Annotated in this window: 16 protein-coding genes; all 16 read right to left on the bottom strand. The window is 36.3% G+C overall.

The features are described from left to right. The coding region (locus tag ACQV18_RS08810; RefSeq protein WP_428892962.1) for a Rib/alpha-like domain-containing protein at positions 1–3,681 on the bottom strand (3,681 nt) is incomplete at its 3' end. Between the two features lie 547 nt (positions 3,682–4,228). Next, positions 4,229–4,867, bottom strand: coding sequence for a nitroreductase family protein (locus ACQV18_RS08805; protein WP_428874459.1), 639 nt, complete (start codon positions 4,865–4,867; stop codon positions 4,229–4,231). Between the two features lie 14 nt (positions 4,868–4,881). After that, entirely contained in the window at positions 4,882–5,289 is a 408-nt protein-coding gene (locus ACQV18_RS08800) for a MarR family winged helix-turn-helix transcriptional regulator (protein WP_428892961.1), read from the bottom strand. Between the two features lie 148 nt (positions 5,290–5,437). After that, a complete protein-coding gene (gene eno, locus ACQV18_RS08795; protein ID WP_428875458.1) occupies positions 5,438–6,742 on the bottom strand; it encodes a phosphopyruvate hydratase in 1,305 nt (434 codons plus the stop codon). An 87-nt stretch (positions 6,743–6,829) separates the two neighbouring features. Then, the gene (gene gpmI / locus ACQV18_RS08790; RefSeq protein ID WP_428874456.1) at positions 6,830–8,347 is read right to left on the bottom strand and encodes a 2,3-bisphosphoglycerate-independent phosphoglycerate mutase; all 1,518 of its coding nucleotides are present in this window, start codon (positions 8,345–8,347) and stop codon (positions 6,830–6,832) included. Further along, positions 8,347–9,105 carry a triose-phosphate isomerase gene (gene tpiA / locus ACQV18_RS08785; RefSeq protein WP_428876598.1) on the bottom strand — a complete coding sequence of 253 codons (759 nt, stop codon included), beginning with the start codon at positions 9,103–9,105 and terminating at the stop codon, positions 8,347–8,349. The genes gpmI and tpiA overlap by 1 nt, the downstream gene beginning before the upstream one ends. A gap of 18 nt (positions 9,106–9,123) precedes the next feature. After that, the gene (locus ACQV18_RS08780) at positions 9,124–10,320 is read right to left on the bottom strand and encodes a phosphoglycerate kinase (protein WP_428875456.1); all 1,197 of its coding nucleotides are present in this window, start codon (positions 10,318–10,320) and stop codon (positions 9,124–9,126) included. A gap of 64 nt (positions 10,321–10,384) precedes the next feature. Then, entirely contained in the window at positions 10,385–11,383 is a 999-nt protein-coding gene (gap, locus tag ACQV18_RS08775) for a type I glyceraldehyde-3-phosphate dehydrogenase (protein ID WP_428874453.1), read from the bottom strand. Positions 11,384–11,409: 26 nt separating this feature from the next. Then, positions 11,410–12,450, bottom strand: coding sequence for a sugar-binding transcriptional regulator (locus tag ACQV18_RS08770; protein ID WP_428875455.1), 1,041 nt, complete (start codon positions 12,448–12,450; stop codon positions 11,410–11,412). A 285-nt stretch (positions 12,451–12,735) separates the two neighbouring features. Continuing rightward, on the bottom strand, positions 12,736–13,383 hold the full coding sequence (locus ACQV18_RS08765; protein ID WP_428874451.1) for an SdpI family protein: 648 nt from the start codon (positions 13,381–13,383) through the stop codon (positions 12,736–12,738). Positions 13,384–13,396: 13 nt separating this feature from the next. Continuing rightward, the gene (locus tag ACQV18_RS08760; protein ID WP_428874450.1) at positions 13,397–13,657 is read right to left on the bottom strand and encodes an autorepressor SdpR family transcription factor; all 261 of its coding nucleotides are present in this window, start codon (positions 13,655–13,657) and stop codon (positions 13,397–13,399) included. Positions 13,658–13,815: 158 nt separating this feature from the next. Next, positions 13,816–14,424, bottom strand: a complete 609-nt coding sequence (gene clpP / locus ACQV18_RS08755; protein WP_428876600.1) for an ATP-dependent Clp endopeptidase proteolytic subunit ClpP — start codon at positions 14,422–14,424, stop codon at positions 13,816–13,818. Between the two features lie 113 nt (positions 14,425–14,537). Beyond that, a complete protein-coding gene (locus ACQV18_RS08750) occupies positions 14,538–15,509 on the bottom strand; it encodes a sensor histidine kinase (RefSeq protein ID WP_428875451.1) in 972 nt (323 codons plus the stop codon). A gap of 23 nt (positions 15,510–15,532) precedes the next feature. Beyond that, a complete protein-coding gene (locus ACQV18_RS08745) occupies positions 15,533–16,402 on the bottom strand; it encodes a hypothetical protein (RefSeq protein ID WP_428875449.1) in 870 nt (289 codons plus the stop codon). Then, complete coding sequence (locus ACQV18_RS08740; protein ID WP_428892960.1) at positions 16,395–17,318, bottom strand: ABC transporter ATP-binding protein; 924 nt, start codon at positions 17,316–17,318, stop codon at positions 16,395–16,397. The genes ACQV18_RS08745 and ACQV18_RS08740 overlap by 8 nt, the downstream gene beginning before the upstream one ends. Before the next feature lie 141 nt (positions 17,319–17,459). Continuing rightward, the gene (locus ACQV18_RS08735) at positions 17,460–18,158 is read right to left on the bottom strand and encodes a response regulator transcription factor (RefSeq protein WP_428874445.1); all 699 of its coding nucleotides are present in this window, start codon (positions 18,156–18,158) and stop codon (positions 17,460–17,462) included. Between the last annotated feature and the right edge of the window lie 291 nt (positions 18,159–18,449).

Raw genomic sequence — 18,449 nt, 5'->3', positions numbered from 1 at the left:
CGGTACGGTAACTATTTCTTTAGAACCATCAGGATAAGTGACTTCCACTAGACCTGTATACTTACCTGGTGTGCTTGGATCAATTTGTCCAGCTGGTGTCACATCCTTAAAGCTTGGTACACCTGGATGATCTGGATCCTCTACATAATCTGGAACTATTACGTTGTCGGTTAAATCAACGATGCCATCTACTTCTACGATCTCTGGCTTAACCGTTGGATCGTAATCTTCTTTTTGAGGGATCTCTGGCGCAGTCACCGTCACCGGTACCTGGATGATTTCCATTGATCCATCTGGATAAGTCACTTTAACAAGTCCAATATAGCCGCCAGGTGTTGTATTATCGATGGTTCCAGCTGGAGTCACATCTTCAAAAATTATATCTCCAGGATATTTTGGATTCACTACATAATCTGGAATGCTAACATTATCTAATAAATCGGGTGTTCCTCCTATCCCAATAATTTCAGGAGTTACTTGAGGAACGAAAACATCTGCTTGTGAAGCTTCCGGAGTTTTTACGGTAACAGGTACATCAACAATTTCGGATGTTCCGTCTGGATAAGTTACTCTAACTTTACCTGTATATTCTCCAGGAGTTGTATTATCAATCACTCCATCTGGCGTCACATCCTCAAAAGTAGGGACACCTGGATATTTTGAATCTTGAATATATGAAGGAACAGTCACATTATCTATTAAATTAGGAGTTTGTCCAATTTCAATTACTTCTGGTACCACCATTGGATCATATACATCGGATTTTTTATCGATTACAGTCACTGGCACATCAACAATTTCAAATGTATTATCTGGATAAGTCACTTTAACTTTACCCGTATATTCTCCAGGAGTTGTATTATCAATCACTCCATCTGGCGTCACATCCTCAAAAAGAGGGACACCGCTATGCTTTGGATCCTGCACATAGTTTGGAACAGTTACGTTATCTGCTAAATCAATCGTATCTCCTACTTTAATTATCTCCGGAGTTACATTCGGTTCATAAATTGAATCATGAGGAACGTCTACAGCGGTTACCACTACAGGTACTTGAATAGTTTCAGAACTTCCGTCTTGGTAGGTTACTTTGACCGTACCCGTATATTCCCCAGGTTTTGTATTATCTATCGAACCTAAAGGAGTAATATCCTCAAATGTTGGTTTTCCATCATAGTTAGGAACAGTCACATTATCGATTAAGTTAACTGTTTCTCCCACTTTGATATTCTCAACAGTTGCAACGGGAGCAAATGTATCTGCTTCATTTTTTAACCTCGCATAAAAATTATCAATCGCTATTATATTTCCCGTATTTACTGTTTCTAATTGAGCAATATACATTGTTTCTCGTGGCAAATTAGCAGGTACATCAAATGCTTGATCTGGGAAAACTCCATTTGCTGCAACAGTAAAAGGGGTTCCTTCAAGAACTAATTTTGGAGATTTCGTAGGATCTTCAGGAACTTCATACCAACGAACGATATACTCAACATCAGGCACAGCTCCAGTAACAACAGCATTCGCTTTATTGCCAGGTGCTGCATAATTATCGGTTGAATCATAATTAGTAATGTCTATTGTTGGAATAGTATTTCTTAGTACAAATTGGAAACCAGCTCCTTTGAATTCATCCCTTCCAGAAGAATTCGTTTGAGAATATAACAAGGCTGTTGTCGGCTTGCTTGAAGTCGAGAAGTCCCTAAATTCAGAATCATATCTTGAAACGAGGATAAAGTCAGATGCATCAAGACCCCCTGTGTCGTATTTAAGGTTTTTCCCATTATAGAATTGTCCATCTAAAGTGGAGTTAGAAAAAACAGAAACTTCTTTACCAAACTGATTTCCTTGCGAATCAGCTACCGACATATTCATGATCACTTGATGCCATAGAGACGCATTTTTTCTTTGCTTAATTCCTAACATCTCTCTTACATTAGCTATATCGAACTTAAAATCACCAAATTGATTGGTCTTTGTCTTATAGGTAACCTTATTATTAGGATTCAAAACATCTTGGATAGTTAGATAAACCGTCATATCCTCAGCAAATTTATCACCTGTTTTTTCTTCATAGGCTGGATATTGTGAGGTGATTCCTGGTGCATAATCTGCCTCCCAATAAACATTTCCTACAATTGTCTTATCATTAGCGTAATTTGCATGATTGATATCCCCTACTAATTTATCAATTTCGACTACTTTTTCTTTATTATGCTGAGTCAATTGATCTTTAGGTTGTAAAACGACAGCAACATCTTGAATCTGCATCGTTGCCACATCTTGAAGAATTGGTGTCCATATACCATTAATTCCCTGACTATAACCTCCCCATTGTCCAGGGTTACCATTACTTGTTTGAACATTATCATACTTATTATTGACTAACCAATCTTGATCTGCCCAAATTCGATATTTAAAAGCTGAATATAATACAGTTTCTAACTGCTTACCAAGAAATTCGTGGTCCGTTGTTGTTCCATCAGGATTGACCACTTTAAATATCCCTGGATTCACTGCAAAATAACCATTATCATTGGATTTAAATGTATAAATAGGTGACAAAGTACCATCTCTATCCATCCATTGCATATATAAAGGTACGTTCCCAACTAGATAGTCTTGATTATTAATCAAATGTTTGTCATTAACCTGATGGTTATCTTGGGATTTAATGAGTTCTTTATCCCCATCATATATCCCTGTATTTCCTGCATTATCTACGTAAGTTCTACCATTTAAATGGTGTTTTAGATATTTGAGATTAAATTCTCCATCTAACATTTTGTTTTCAATACTGATCACATTCTGATCAGCAGGTAAAAGATTCGCTAAAGTAGCAAAAGATTCCGGAGCAGATAAAGCTTTATCTTGAGGTGCATTAATTGATGTCGCCTCTGAATTAGAGGTTCTACTTTCATTCGCTAATGTTTCGTTTTCTATACTACTTGTTATTTCTTCTAAACTAGTTTTATTCGCTTCTAAGTTTGTAGCTTTTTCTTCTTTTATAGACGCTACTATAGACTTAGCCTTATTTGCTGAGATTTCCGCTTCTTTTGCTGAGATTTTCGCTTCTTTTGCTAATGCTAAAGCTTTTGTAGTTCCAGCAATATTTGCTGCCTCGATGGCTATCCCTGCTTCTGCCTTAGCATTATTTAAAGCTGAAATAGCTTCGTTCGCTGCGGTTTCTGCTTCTATAACACTCGTCGCTTCAGAAGCTTTTTCGGCAGCATTAGAAGCTTCTTTTGCAGCCAAAGCAGCTTCTAATGCTGCATTTTTAGCGGTATTTTCCGCTTCTAATTCATCATTTGAAAGTTCATTTAATGTGGTATCATCACCTGTGACTGTTGCTTCCTCTGAGGTCATAACTTCTTCAGTGGTAACTAGTTCTTCATTAGTTATCTTATCTTCTGAACTATTTGTTAATTCAGAAGTGACTACTTCGTTTAAATCGTTTTGTTCGTTTAATGAATTATCTGCTGTTTCTTCTGTCGTCGCGCTTGTTGAGGTTTCTTCTGTAATATTTTGTGCATAAACACTATCTTGACCTACACCTGCAAATATGAAAAAAGATGCGATTAAAACAGAACAAGATCCAAATGCAAACTTTCTTATTGCATATTTGTTATCTTTATTAGAAAACTTCCTCTGTTTCAAAAATTTATTATTCTTACCGACCACAATATCACTCCTAAAAAAAATTTAATATTGCGACATCTTTTCTAAAGTATAGCGACAATACTATAAGAACATATTATAATATTCGCCTTGATTTAGTCAAACAAATGCTATATAATTATTATTTTATTTATAAATAGGTTGTATTATATATCAATTTAAAGTAAAAAAATTATGGCTACCTCATTCCTTTATATTTATGTAATAAGTTGGGAGTTTTACACATCTTTTCTATACTAAGTTTTTTAAAAGGGTTGCCTTACAATAAAGTTCATATCCAAGTATTATTTTTCTGAACTTCTATGTTTATCCTATATGTAATCTGATCCTAAGCAGATCGATCTTCAATTCAACTTTATAACAATAATAGTATTATCTATATTTTTTAAACGTGGTTGAGAATCACAGTAATGCGTTTAATATCTTTCATTTTTATAATTATTACTTGTTAATAATAAAACTTAAAACGCCTCCTCTAGCGATGCCAATAAGCATCGCTAGAGGAGGCGTTTAACTTTAATTTATAAATTCTTTAAGTTTTTAGCGTTTCTTATTTAAATTCTGTAATTTTTTCAGCGGCTAAGCGTACGGATGGATAACCAGAATCTTTAGCCTTTCCAATTGATAGGATCATTACCGGTACATAGCGTTCTTTGTCGAGACCGAAAGCTTCAGCCAATAAGTCCTCTTCAAAACCACCGATTGCATTGGTATCATAACCATGAGAACGAGCCACTAACATTAATTGCATGGCTGCCAAACTTGAATCAATTTTCACAACATCATTCATTTTTTGTTTAGAAAAGCTTTTATAATAAGGAATAATGACAGATAATTGTTGATCTCTCGTTTCAGCAGGCATTTTACCTTCCTCGACTGCTTGATTGTAGATTTCTTCACCGAGTTCATAACACTGCATATCGCCAAATATTAATATCATAGCAGATGAAGTGTCATTTTGCAGCGTATTAAAACGAATAAGTGGTTTTAATTTGGCTTTTTGCTCTTGGCTTTCAACCACCACAAACCTCCATGGTTGCATATTGACGGATGAAGGAGCTGTGGTAGCTTCTTGAATCATTTCAAGCATTTCTTCCTGACTTATTTTATACTTCTCATCATAAGCACGAATTGACTTTCTTCCATAAGTAATTTCTGAAAAATTATTAGTGACTAAGTGGTTGGACATATTATTCTCCTTTTCTATTGTATTAATTTGGTTAATAATTCGATCAATCGCTGTGTTTCATCTTTAGATAGGGGTAAAATCCTCTGTTGCTCAGATTGACAATAACTCTGCTGGCAACGATTCAAATCATTTAACGCCTTATCGGTAATTGTTACGAGCACTTCACGATTATTTTCTTTATTTCTTTTGCGGATCACATATTTTTTTCCTTCAAGAATTCTTAAATGTCTTGTAACAGCTGCACGATCTATCTTTAATTCCTTTTGTAGACGAGTTTGGCAACAAGGACCATGCTCTTTTAAAAACATCATTAATTCAAAGCGCGTTATACTAAATGACGTTTCTTTTTCAAATTTACTAATTAACTCCTGGTTAACTAGTTTTAATTGATAAAATAATCTACTTACTTCTCTTAGACTCACCAAACCCTCCCTCTTTCATTTCATAAATCAACAGTTGACTCGTCAATTATAAAGTGTTTTGTTTGTTTTTTAAAATAAAATGCTCCTTTATTAACCAAAAAAACGCTCTCTAAATTCTTAGAGAGCGCTTTAATCTATTCTGTCAATCTTATTTGAAATCTTTTAAATTATAGAAAACTTTTTTGCCATTATATTGTGCTAATTCACTTAATTCATCTTCAATCCGCAATAATTGATTATATTTGGCAATACGGTCTGTACGTGATAAAGACCCTGTCTTAATTTGACCCGCATTGGTTGCTACTGCAATATCCGCAATAGTGGAGTCTTCCGTTTCACCTGAACGGTGAGAAATGACTGCTGTGTACCCTGCACGCTTAGCCATTTCAATCGCATCAAATGTCTCAGTTAGTGTCCCAATTTGATTCACTTTGATTAAAATGGAATTCCCCACACTTTCTTCAATACCACGTGAAAGAATTTCAGTGTTGGTCACAAATAGATCATCTCCAACTAATTGGACTTTGTCACCTAAACGTTCAGTTAGTAACTTCCAACCCTCCCAGTCATTTTCATCCATACCATCTTCAATGGAAATGATTGGATATTTATTCACTAACTCTTCAAGGTAGTCAACTTGTTCTTGGGCTGAGCGTTTTTTACCGCCTTCTCCTTCAAATTTGGCATAATCATAAACACCCTCTACGTAAAATTCTGAAGCGGCACAGTCAAAGCCTAAGAAGATATCTTGACCGGGTTTGTAGCCAGCTTTCTCAATCGCTTTAAGAATGGTCTCTACACCGTCTTCCGTTCCTTCAAAGCGAGGCGCAAAACCACCCTCGTCACCTACTGATGTTTCTAACCCACGTTCCTTGAGAATTGATTTTAGCGCATGGAAAACTTCAGCGCCCCAACGTAACGCTTCTTTAAAGTTTTCAGCCCCAACAGGTAAAATCATAAACTCTTGGAAAGCAATCGGAGCATCCGAGTGTGAGCCACCATTAACAATATTCATCATTGGTACTGGTAACTCTTTGGTATTGAATCCACCTAAGTATTGGTATAAAGGTATTTCTAAATAATCAGCAGCTGCACGTGCCACAGCAATAGATACGCCTAAGATAGCGTTTGCTCCGAGTTTTCCTTTATTCGGTGTGCCATCCATTTCAATCATCATTTGATCAATAGCTTGTTGTTGCAATACATCAAACCCTAATAAGGCTTCGGCTAAAAAGTGGTTAACGTTATCAACGGCTTGGCTAACTCCTTTGCCACCATAGCGTGTTGCATCTCCATCACGTAATTCTACTGCTTCATGTTCTCCAGTAGATGCTCCTGAAGGGACCATTCCGCGTCCAAAGGCACCACTTTCGGTATAAACTTCTACTTCAATTGTTGGGTTTCCTCTTGAGTCAAGAACTTCACGTGCGTAAACATCTGTAATATAAGGCATTTTATTCGCTCCTTTTGTTGGATTGAAACGGTTAAACGTCTCGATCTTATTCTATTGTTTTAGTAAATTAAATTCAATGAATTGCCATTAATGCTTAATTAAACTTTGGCTAGTCATCTCACTTGGTTGGTCAATTTTTAAAAGGTCAAGCATAGTAGGTGCTAAATCAGATAGTATGCCACCTTCTCTTAACGAGATTCCTTCTTTCGTAACAATCACTGGTACAGGATTGGTAGTATGAGCAGTCATAGGTTTACCTTCTAACGTAATGACTTCATCTGAATTGCCGTGATCGGCTGTAATGATTGCAACACCTTCTTTTTCTAAAATCAAATCGACAATTTGACCGAGGCACTCATCGACCGCTTCAATAGCTTTGACGGTTGGCTCTAACATACCTGAATGACCAACCATATCCGGATTAGCAAAATTAAGAATGATTGCATCAATCGTATCTTCATTAATTTTATCTATCAATGCGTCCTTGACTTCGTAAGCGGACATTTCAGGTTTTAAGTCATAAGTAGCTACTTTAGGAGAAGGAATTAAAATACGTTCTTCTCCCGGAAACGTTTCATGACGGCCACCTGACATAAAGAAAGTGACATGAGGAAACTTCTCAGTTTCTGCAATACGTAACTGCGTTTTGCCTGCTTTCGCTATCGCTTCGCCAATCGTATTCACTAAATCAACTTTCTTGAAAGCGATTTCGGCTAGAACATCTTTTGAATATTTAGTAAATGTTACAAATTGTAAGTTTTCTGGTCGATTCGATGTGTCAAAGCCGTCAAAAGCCGGATTACTTAAAGCTGTTGATAGTTGAATCGCACGATCAGGTCGGAAATTATAATAAATAAGGCTATCGCCTTCTTTAATGTGTCCTTCTGGATCCACCACAAAAGGTTGAACAAATTCATCATATACTTCTTGATCATAAGAAGCCTGAACTCCTGCTTCAGCAGAGGCATATTGAGGTCCTTGGCCACTAACTAAGGCATCATAGGCTAATTTAACGCGGTCCCAACGCTTATCACGGTCCATTGCATAGTAGCGTCCAGAGACTGTTGCAATTTCACCAATTCCTTTTTCTTTAATAAAACTTTCTGTATCTCTTATAAAATCTATTCCGGATTGAGGTCCAACATCACGTCCATCTAGAAAAGCGTGAATATACACTTTGTTTAAATCCATTTCTTTAGCTAACTCAATTAAACCGAAGAGATGATTGATATGTGAATGAACCCCACCGTCAGAAAGTAAGCCCATTAAATGCAATGCTCCATTATTTTGCTTAGCGTGCTCGATGGCCTTGGTGAGTTCAGGAATCTTTTTTATACTACCCTCTTGAATGGACTTATTTATTCGCGTCAAGGATTGATAGACAATTCTTCCAGCCCCAATATTCATATGTCCTACTTCAGAATTCCCCATTTGACCTTCTGGTAAACCAACATTTTCCCCTTCTGCTCTGAGTTGTTGATGGGGAAATTGCTGCCAATAACGATCAAAGTTGGGTTTATGCGCCGCCTTAACGGCATTCCCATAAGTCTCCTCGCGAATACCAAAGCCATCTAAAATAATTAAAGCAATAGGTGCTTTTCCCATTATTTAACCGCCTCCAATAAAGCTAAGAATGATTCAGGTTGTAGGCTCGCTCCGCCTACTAATGCTCCGTCTACATCTGGACAAGCTAGGTACTCTGCAATATTATCAGGTTTAACTGACCCGCCATATTGAATACGTACTTGATCAGCTACCTCTTGGTTAAAGTTTTCTGCTACTACTTGACGAATCGCATGACACATCTTTTGGGCATCATCTTTTGTTGCTGATTTACCCGTCCCAATTGCCCAAATTGGTTCATACGCAATTACCAATGATTGTACTTGACCTTCCGTTAAATCTTTTAAAGCTGCCGTTATTTGTTGGCCTACAAATTCCTCAGCATTTCCTGCTTCGTAGGTTTCGAGCGTTTCTCCGCAACAAATAATCGGCTTCATTCCATTACGAAAGATAGCATGAGTTTTTTGATTAATTTCTTCATTGCTTTCATGAAAATATTGACGACGCTCAGAATGTCCAATGATCACATAATCTACACCTAAAGCCGCTAGCGTTTTGGGACTGATTTCGCCCGTAAAAGCGCCTTCATCTTCCCAAAAACAATTTTGCGCAGCTACTTGTAAATCAGTTCCCTGTACAGCTTCGGTCATAGCTTCTAAGAAAACAGCAGGTGCTCCGATCACTGCATCCACTAAATCATTTGAAGGGATATCTAATTTGACATTTTCAATAAAACCACGTGATTCTTTAGCTGTTTTATTCATTTTCCAGTTTCCGGCAATAATTGGTTTTCGTGACATATTTTTCTCCTTTTCTAATTATAGATTATCAATGGACTCCACGCCTGGTAATTCGGCTCCCTCAAGATAAGATAAGGAGGCTCCTCCACCGGTAGAAATATGCGTGAACTTATCTTCATAACCCAATTGAGTAACAGCTGCAGCAGAATCTCCTCCACCTACAATAGTGGTCGCACTCTCTAAATTAGCAATGGCTTGACAAACTCCCATCGTTCCCTGTGCAAATTTTTCCATTTCAAAAACACCCATTGGCCCATTCCACACTACAGTTTTGGCGCCAGCTAAAGTTTCAGCAAACAAATCAACTGTCTGAGGCCCTATATCCATCCCCATGTAGTCTGTAGGAATTTCTTCAGAAGCTACCACTTTAGTTTCGGCATCCTTGTTAAATTCTTTAGCCACAACATTATCAACCGGTAACACTAATTTATCGCCTGCTTTTTCCATAATTTCTTTAGCGAGTTCGATGCGATCTGGTTCACAAATGGATTGTCCAATTTCGAGGCCTTTTGCCTTGAAAAAGGTATACGCCATACCTCCACCGATAATTACTTTATCAGCTCGATCTAACAAATTCTCAATAACTTTAATCTTATCAGAAACTTTTGCTCCCCCTAATATAGCAACAAAAGGACGTTCCGGCTGATCTACCGCTTCTTTCAAGAATTTCACTTCTTTTTCCATTAAGAAGCCGACCGCTGAATCTAAATGCGCTGCAATACCAACATTCGATGCATGAGAACGATGTGCGGTTCCAAATGCATCATTAACAAATAGATCCCCTAGACTTGCCCAATACTTGCCAAGTTCTGGATCATTCCCAGATTCCTTTTTCCCTTCTACATCTTCAAACCGTGTGTTTTGAACTAACAATACTTGACCCTCTTGCAAATTTTTAACCGCTAATTCTAATTTTTCGCCACGTGTTTCATCAATAAAAACAACCTCTTGTCCTAATAATTCAGATAAACGATTTGCTACAGGATTTAAGTTACGATCTGCTTTATCCAAATCCTCTGCCGATTTGATCTTACCTAGATGTGAAAATAAAACAACCTTGGCTTGATGCTCAATTAAATACTTTATCGTATCTAGAGCAGCTACAATTCGATTATCGTCTGTAATCTTATTACCATCCATCGGAACGTTAAAATCGACACGTACTAATACGGTTTTGTTTTCAAGGTTTAAGTCTCTAATAGTTTTTTTAGCCATTCTTCTTCCTCCTTTATGAAAAAAACGGAGAAGCGCGTTTGCTTCCCCGCTAGTGTGGGTCTTATTAATTTAATTCAACAAAATATTCTAAGGTTGAAATCATGTTCGCTGTAAAGCCGTACTCATTATCATACCAAGAGGCTGCCATAACGATTTGATCGTCACCTTCACCCATTACTTTTGTAAGTGTTGAATCAAAAACAGATCCTGCTGGATAACCAATAATGTCTGCAGAAACAATTTCATCTTCTTCATAGACAAAAGCATCTGATTCATATTTCTTCATCGCTGCGTTAACTTCCTCAGCTGTTACTTCTTTGTCTAAGACTGCATATACCTCAGTTAAAGAACCAGTGATTGTTGGAACTCGTAAAGCTGCACCGTCAATTTTACCATTCAATTCAGGAATTACTTTTCCGATTGCTTTAGCAGCTCCAGTGGAAGCAGGAATAATTGAAAATGCTCCTGCACGGTTTTTACGTCCGCCTGGCGAATCTTGTAATTTTTGAGTTGCTGTATAAGCATGAACCGTTACCATTTGGGCAGATTTTAGACCAAATTCTTTATGTAAAACATTGACCATTGGAGCTAAGCAGTTAGTTGTACATGAAGCTGCTGAAACAATCACATCATCAGCTGTTAGAACTTCGTGGTTTACACCATAAACAATTGTCTTCGTTTCAGCTGACTTAGCGGGCGCTGAGATTAGGACACGCTTAGCACCTGCATCGATATGGGCTTGAGCCTTTTCTGCTGAATTGTAAAAACCAGTACATTCTAAGACGAATTCAACCCCTAAATCTTTCCATGGTAACTTCGCTGCATCTGGCTCAGCAAAGGCTTTAATCTCTTTACCATCTACAACAATCACATCACCTTTAGCTTCTACAGAGTATGGAAAACGACCTTGCGCTGAGTCATATTTTAATAAATAAGCTAAATCTTCGTTATCTGTTAAATCATTAATTGCAACAACTTCTAAATCTGAATCCTTTTCTAAAATACGACGTAATGCTAAACGTCCAATACGACCGAAACCATTGATTGCGATTTTTGTTGACATATTGATAATTTCCCCCTTAGGATATTTTATTTAAATTGGGTAACCCCATTTAAAACAGCTTTAGCGAGACTTTTATCACAAATGAGCCAGGTTTGTTTTGGCATCATCTTGTAGAAAGCTCGGGTAGCAGGTGCTTTTTGTTGGCCTGCTACTATGGTTAATAATAACGGAAACTTAATGACATCTTCAAGTTGTAAGCCTAAGCGAGGGATGGAAAAAACAACCTTTCCCTCTGCATCATAAAAAATGCCAAATGCTTCACCTACCGCTTGACCTTCGAGAAGTATTCTTTCTTGTGGCGGAGTTAGTTTTCTTCGCTTTGACATTACTTGAGCAGCTCCCACACTTAATAAAAGACAGTCCGCTGATCGACTTAAATCAAGGGCTTTTTTAATGGTTGGATCCTTAACAATCTCTTGACTCAACTGATCAGTTAAACGATCTGGAATATACAAGGGAACATAGTCAGCTTGGGTCTCATGAGCCATTATTCCAGCTACCGTATTAGATTGAATATGAAAAGAACCTTCCATACCACCACGGCTAGGCACAAAGGATAATTGTCTGTTTTGCGATAGTTCCTTAGTAAAATGTTGACCCATATTAGCCAAAGTGGACCCTCCCGTAACAGCTACAACCGCTTCTTGCGGTAATTCTTGTCCTAGAATCGTTTGAACTGCTTCAGCAAGCATTTGAAAAACTGTAAAGTCGCTATCTACATCGCCAGCTACTACCCAGCAGTTTTGTATATTTAATTCTTTAGCTAAGGCTGCTTCGTATTCCGGTAAACGGTCCTGCCCCATCCGTAACTGCTGAATGAGATGGCCTACTCTTTGTCCTTCATCCGTAATACGTATCCCCGCACGACTTACATCTACCAGACTTTGATCACGCAATACTTGTAAATTAGTTCTCAAAGTTCGCTCGGACAAATGAATTTGTTTGGCTAACGCTTTACGACCAATTCGTAGTTGATGCTTAGATAAAGCTTTTAAAACATTAAGACGAATGTCTAACATCTCACCAAGTTCTGGTACCACTGTACCTAATTCATCAATCAAATCCATTCCAAGCCTCCTGTTGGTCGCTGAATGACCTTGTTTTATAAAAAGAAGAAAAGCTATTCATCTTTCTTCATAAAACATTCTAACACTGCATGGTTTAAATTACAATGGATATACTTTCTGAATCTGGGCGCTTTATGTCCTTTGAAATCTACTGCTTCATCTTCTAAGCTAATCTTACCCCATTAATTACTATCGATAGTAACTCCATTCGACTTTGTTCAAAAAACAAACAATCTAAATGATGAAAACATACATTTAGATTGCTTATCATAAATAAAAAAATCATTAAAGATGTTGTTTGCGATACAACCAATAGGAAGCTCCAACGACACTCATAGTGCCACCTAACGTGATCAAAGGAACACTCCATTCTTTAATAGTCAACGGCAAGAAGACGGTTAATAAAATAAGGATTCCCATTACAACAAATATTTTTCCAGCTAAACGGTGGGTAAGATACCACACCTTTTCATCAGCTAATGTCCAAGGGGTACGTATGCCCATAAAATAATTAAATTTAATTTTTGGCATATAATTCCCTAAAACAATAAATAGTAGCCCTAAACTTCCTTCTAAATAGGAAGGAATCTGGTTGAGCCAGTTTAAACCATAGGCACCTATAATTATTTGACTGCTAAGTAAATAAATATTCATAGCAAAAATGATTAAATAAAAATGCTTTTCAAAACGTCGATAATTTTCGCGTTTTGGATCAATGCGTTTCAATACTTCTACTAAAAGATTCAGTCCAGCCAATAATGCAGGAAACTTAAAAAGATTTATTTTAGGACCATAATTATCAGCATTCCCTGCCAAATCAAAGTGTGTAGGAATCACTTCGGGTGCTTTTATAAAGAAATAGCCCGCTAGAATAATAGAAACACAAACAAGAACCCAGTTTTTATAGTAATGCCTCGTTAAGTTTTTAGTCATAAAATCCTCTCCTTTATTTTTCTAAATTCATTAACCATTGAATGACTCCATCTAAAACGGAACTATTTAATTCATAATAAATAAACTGTCCCTCTCTTTTATCAATCACTAAATCAGCCTGTTTTAAAATAGAGAGATGTTTAGAAATAGTAGAACCTGCCGATTCAAATTGACGGACAATTTCCCCAGCAGTTAAAGGGCCGGGTCTGAGTAATTCTAAAATTTTACGTCGATTGGGATCACTTAAAGCTTTAAAAAGCAGTTGAACACTCAAATGTTCACCTCCTCATCTTTTTATTTCGATAATTAGCTAAATATCTAATTATAAGTTTAGCATGTATTTTTAAATTATGCAATGCTGCCTTCATCTAAGGGCACAAAAAAAGTACCAGCGCATTGCTAGTACTTAAAAGATACGGATATTTCCTTTTATTACTTATCTTTCTTAGTCTTTTTATCCTTACGATTGGCCATCACTTCGTCCACTAAGCCATAAGCTTTCGCTTCTTCAGCCGTCATAAAATTATCTCGGTCGGTATCCTTTTCAATCACTTCAATAGGTTGACCAGTCGCTTCACTTAAAATTTCATTTAAGCGCGTTCTCGTCTTCAAAATATGGCGTGCAGCAATTTCAATTTCAGTGGCTTGGCCTTGAGCACCACCTAAAGGCTGATGAATCATTACTTCAGCGTTCGGTAAGGCAAAGCGCTTGCCTTTGGTTCCTGCTGCTAATAGGACGGATCCCATTGATGCAGCTAATCCAATCACGATCGTTTGGACGTCCGCTTTGATAAAGTTCATGGTATCATAGATGGCCAAACCAGCCGTAACACTACCTCCTGGTGAATTGATATAAAGGTAGATATCCTTCTCAGGATCTTGAGCATCTAAAAATAATAATTGGGCAATGACTGAGTTAGCCATGTGGTCATCCACTGGACCTGATAACATAATAATTCGATCTTTTAACAAGCGCGAATAAATATCATAAGCGCGTTCACCACGTGATGTTTGTTCTATTACTGTGGGTACTAAATTCATTCTATATCCTCCCTTTAATCTGAGCCTTTCAATTTACTTCAATAGTATAACGGATTAGGTCAAGAATGGTCAAGTTTTATGCTCTTCCATTTTTCCATGAAATCATTCGCTAATTAGATTGTAAGATAGAGATTTATCAATATATCAGACCCTTTTGTTTCCAAATAAATTTGACCGCCTAATTTCTCAATGACTATTTTAATTATATTTAGGCCTAAACCTGTATTTTGTTTTGTTTTCGACTGCTTGTTTTTAGCTTGATAGAAGCGATTCAACCAAGTATTAGGATCTTCATTAATTGGATGTGAAAGTCGATTACAATAAATAATTCTTACGACATTTGCATTACCTGGTAAGACCTCTCGTTTTGTTTGATTTATTAAGTCTTCATGCTTAAGATTTGTTAATTCTTCCTCAATTTTATGGCCCGACAATTTGATTTTTAAATAATCCTTGCCATGATCTAATACATTTTTTACTAAATTATCTAGCGCGTGGTTCAGCAGTCTGACATCCGATGTAATTAAAAAACTACCGTCCGATAAGTCAAGTTCAACTTCAATATTAGCTGTTTTCAACTGATCATAGAAAGACAAAACATGCTGAGTAATAATTTCATTTAAGTTCACTATTTCGTTCTTGTACTCAAATTCTGTATCTTGCAACCTCTCCAATAAGAAAAGCCGATCCAACAAATCTTTTAAATGATCAATTCTTTGATAGATAATTTGAAAATAACGCTGCTTGTCGTTCTCATCCTCGCTGGTTTCCATTAATTGAAGATAACCCATGAGTGAGGTCAAAGGTGTCCTCACATCATGGGAAAGATTAATCATTAATTCTTGCTTTGAACGTTGCTCAATTTGTAATTCTCGATATATATTTCTTTCTTTAATTAATGCCAAGTTTATCCTTTTAACAAGTTCATTCATTTCTGATGAAAAGATCTCTTGTGTCAGTAATTGATTGGTAGGGGATTTACTGATAACTTTTAATTGCTTCGTCAAATCAGAAACTTGGAGCCGATAGTAATAATGATAACCAACTATAGCTAGAATTATCAAAATCAATAAAAAATATATCATTGACGGTCCCTACTTTCTATGCTCTAATGTTCAAACTTAAAGTCTATTCGATAAATATACCACCTATTCAAGAGATAAAGTACCAATAGGTATACAACACCCATACTTACCACTGACATGGCTTGCTCTGAATAATTTGGGCCCATTGACATTAGCTTATTGGAGAATAATTGTTTTGTAAGATCCAAACCAACAATATCCCCTATAAATCCAATGATTTGATTGTGAAAACCTGTTCCCACTAGGCAAGCTAAGACAATGATTGCCACTTTACTTTGTAGCAATAAACTTAAGGTTACTGTCACCGACATAATAATAAGGTACATAAGAGCTTGTGGCAATAGTAAAGCTAAATGATCTTGCCAATAAATAGGCAACTCTAATTGACCTGTCACACCGGCCATTAGAACTGAAAAAGCAATACAAACAACTTGAAATATGAAGAATATTAACAAGGCGACAAATAATTTAGAAGTCATCCATTTCCATTTCGCCCCTTTAATAGCTAACATATTTTTTAAATAGCCAGAAGAAAAATCACTTTCAATAAAAACAGCTGAAAGTATATAAACAAAAAGAAGGCTCAAACTGTAATTAGCAATTAGACTATCGGAAAAACGATAGGCTTTTTTTTCTTCTTGAATACTTGTTTCGTACTCTTCCTCTGTTAAAATTTCTCCTTCTTGCATCGATTTTATTTCTAACTTAAAATTGCCTTCTTCATTGGTTTCTTTCGAAGTCATTGATAGTTGATAGTCTTCGTAAGATTTGTGTGTTGTTACATAGCCGCCATAAGTTAGTAAAGAGAATATCAACGAAAGGATCAATAACGTAATCCAAGTAGCCTTCATGTGCAACAACTTATAGGAATCAAAGCGAATAAAATTAACCATTGTTGTGACCTCCTGTTAAGCGGATAAAATAATCTTCTAAGCTCGCTCGCTCAACTACCAATTGTTCAAAAAGAATGCCTGAGCGAATTAATTCATGGCTAATGACTGACGGATTATCTAAGTGTTCATATACACGCAGTTCAGAATCGCTCACTTGCTTAATTTGCTGAAGATCTAATTTTTCTTGTAAATGTACCATTATTTGAGCCTGATCGCCACCCTTAATCCGAATAAAATCTTGATTAATCTGATTTAATTCCTCCATATCTGCTTCTTTTAATAAGGTACCTTCATTAATAATACCAATTCGAGTCGTGAGTTTCGCCAATTCACCCAAAATATGACTAGATATCACAACCGTAATATGACGCTCGCTATTCAATTTAAGAATCGTCTCGCGGAACTCACTAATTCCCTGCGGATCCATTCCGTTGGTAGGTTCATCTAACAACAAAAGATCCGGATCTCCTACTAAAGCTAAAGCAAGACCTAATCGCTGTTTCATACCCAATGAAAATTTTTTAACTTTCTTTTTCTTAACTTGGCTAATGGGTAAGCCTACTAAATTCAATAATTCTTCTATATAATTGTCACGGCGAATTCCATACAATTTACATTTTAGTTCCAGGTTTTGCCCAGCTGTGAGTCCCATATAAAGTCCTGGCGCCTCAATTAAAGTGCCAATTCTTACTTGAAAATGGTCATTTTTAGCCATTTCTTGGTCTTGAATCCAAACCTTTCCACTAGTCGGTAGAATCTGACGATTAATGATCTTCATTAAGGTTGTTTTACCAGCTCCATTACGACCAATCAGACCATAGATATCACCCGATTGAACATTCATACTGACATTATTCAATGCAAACTGATTGTTATACGCTTTACATAAATTTTCACTTTTAAGAATGCTTTCCATCATCTTTCCTCCTTTGTTATCTATATTATAGACTCCTTCCAAAATATAATGGCAAAGGAAAAACAAAGAAAGTACTAAGAAAAGGTTAAGATAAAAGCATGAAAGAAAATAAAAGAAATTGAAATATTCAATACAATTTAACTACTTTTTATTTTTCAGCGAAATCAAACGGAAACCAATTCCCCAAACCGTTTCAATCCAAGGTCTTTTACTTATTTGGTCTAATTTCTTACGTAAATTTGATACATGAACGGTTAATGTCTTATCATCTGCCAAATAATTTGCCCCCCACGCATATTCATAAATTTCAAGCTTTGAGAAAACCTTCTTTGGTTGACTTAATAATAATTCTAAGATCCTTCTTTCTTGAGGCGTTAAATTTAATTCCTGCCCTTGATAATTAATTGCTTGGGTCTCTAAATCAATCATTAACCCTTCGAAATTCAATCTCTTATTCGATGTTTTTTCCTCTAAACTAGTTTGATAGCGTTTAAGGCATACTTGAATACGAGCTTTTAACTCTTTAAGATCAAATGGCTTCACCAAGTAGTCATCTGCTCCAGCTTGTAAAATTTCTACCTTATCATCAACTTGTTCTTTAGCTGAAATAACAATCACCGGAATGGATTTTTCCCGGCGAATTATTTTGAGTAGGTCTAAACCAGAGAGGCCTGGTAACATTAAATCTAATAGTATTAGATCAAAACTTGATTGCTCGAATAAAAGTTGACCTTCGCTCCCTGAGTAAGCAGGAGTCACTGAATATCCTTCAATTGTTAATGCTTCTACTAACATTTTGCTAATTTGAGTATCATCTTCAACAACTAATATCGATACCATAAGTTCACTCCTTTTTAAATAGTATATCAAAAAACTAAAATATTGGTCTAAAATAATATAACTGATTCTTTTCCCCATATACGAGAAAGATATATTTCGAAAGATCATCCAAATTAAAAATACATTCCATATAAACTGAAAAATTATATTTAAAAAAAGCTTAACTTGATTTAAAAAGATTCTATAATAAATAGGGTGGATGGAAGAAAAATTCTTCCTTCCACCCTATTTTTTGGTACATAAAAACACAGAAGTCCAATCTATTAAAAGTGGTAACTAAAATAGAAAGGA

It is taken from the genome of Facklamia sp. P9177 (assembly GCF_050409585.1).
Classification (GTDB): domain Bacteria; phylum Bacillota; class Bacilli; order Lactobacillales; family Aerococcaceae; genus Facklamia.
This window is presented reverse-complemented; position numbering and strand designations above follow the sequence as displayed.

What these genes read in the sequence shown, in the direction of transcription:
- ACQV18_RS08805 (WP_428874459.1), bottom strand. Translation starts at nt 4,867, where the DNA reads ATGTCCAACCACTTAGTCACTAATAATTTTTCAGAAATTACTTATGGA.
- eno (WP_428875458.1), bottom strand. Translation starts at nt 6,742, where the DNA reads ATGCCTTATATTACAGATGTTTACGCACGTGAAGTTCTTGACTCAAGA.
- gpmI (WP_428874456.1), bottom strand. Translation starts at nt 8,347, where the DNA reads ATGGGAAAAGCACCTATTGCTTTAATTATTTTAGATGGCTTTGGTATT.
- tpiA (WP_428876598.1), bottom strand. Translation starts at nt 9,105, where the DNA reads ATGTCACGAAAACCAATTATTGCCGGAAACTGGAAAATGAATAAAACA.
- ACQV18_RS08780 (WP_428875456.1), bottom strand. Translation starts at nt 10,320, where the DNA reads ATGGCTAAAAAAACTATTAGAGACTTAAACCTTGAAAACAAAACCGTA.
- gap (WP_428874453.1), bottom strand. Translation starts at nt 11,383, where the DNA reads ATGTCAACAAAAATCGCAATCAATGGTTTCGGTCGTATTGGACGTTTA.
- ACQV18_RS08770 (WP_428875455.1), bottom strand. Translation starts at nt 12,450, where the DNA reads ATGGATTTGATTGATGAATTAGGTACAGTGGTACCAGAACTTGGTGAG.
- ACQV18_RS08765 (WP_428874451.1), bottom strand. Translation starts at nt 13,383, where the DNA reads ATGACTAAAAACTTAACGAGGCATTACTATAAAAACTGGGTTCTTGTT.
- clpP (WP_428876600.1), bottom strand. Translation starts at nt 14,424, where the DNA reads ATGAATTTAGTACCCACAGTAATAGAACAAACATCACGTGGTGAACGC.
- ACQV18_RS08750 (WP_428875451.1), bottom strand. Translation starts at nt 15,509, where the DNA reads ATGATATATTTTTTATTGATTTTGATAATTCTAGCTATAGTTGGTTAT.
- ACQV18_RS08745 (WP_428875449.1), bottom strand. Translation starts at nt 16,402, where the DNA reads ATGGTTAATTTTATTCGCTTTGATTCCTATAAGTTGTTGCACATGAAG.
- ACQV18_RS08740 (WP_428892960.1), bottom strand. Translation starts at nt 17,318, where the DNA reads ATGGAAAGCATTCTTAAAAGTGAAAATTTATGTAAAGCGTATAACAAT.
- ACQV18_RS08735 (WP_428874445.1), bottom strand. Translation starts at nt 18,158, where the DNA reads ATGGTATCGATATTAGTTGTTGAAGATGATACTCAAATTAGCAAAATG.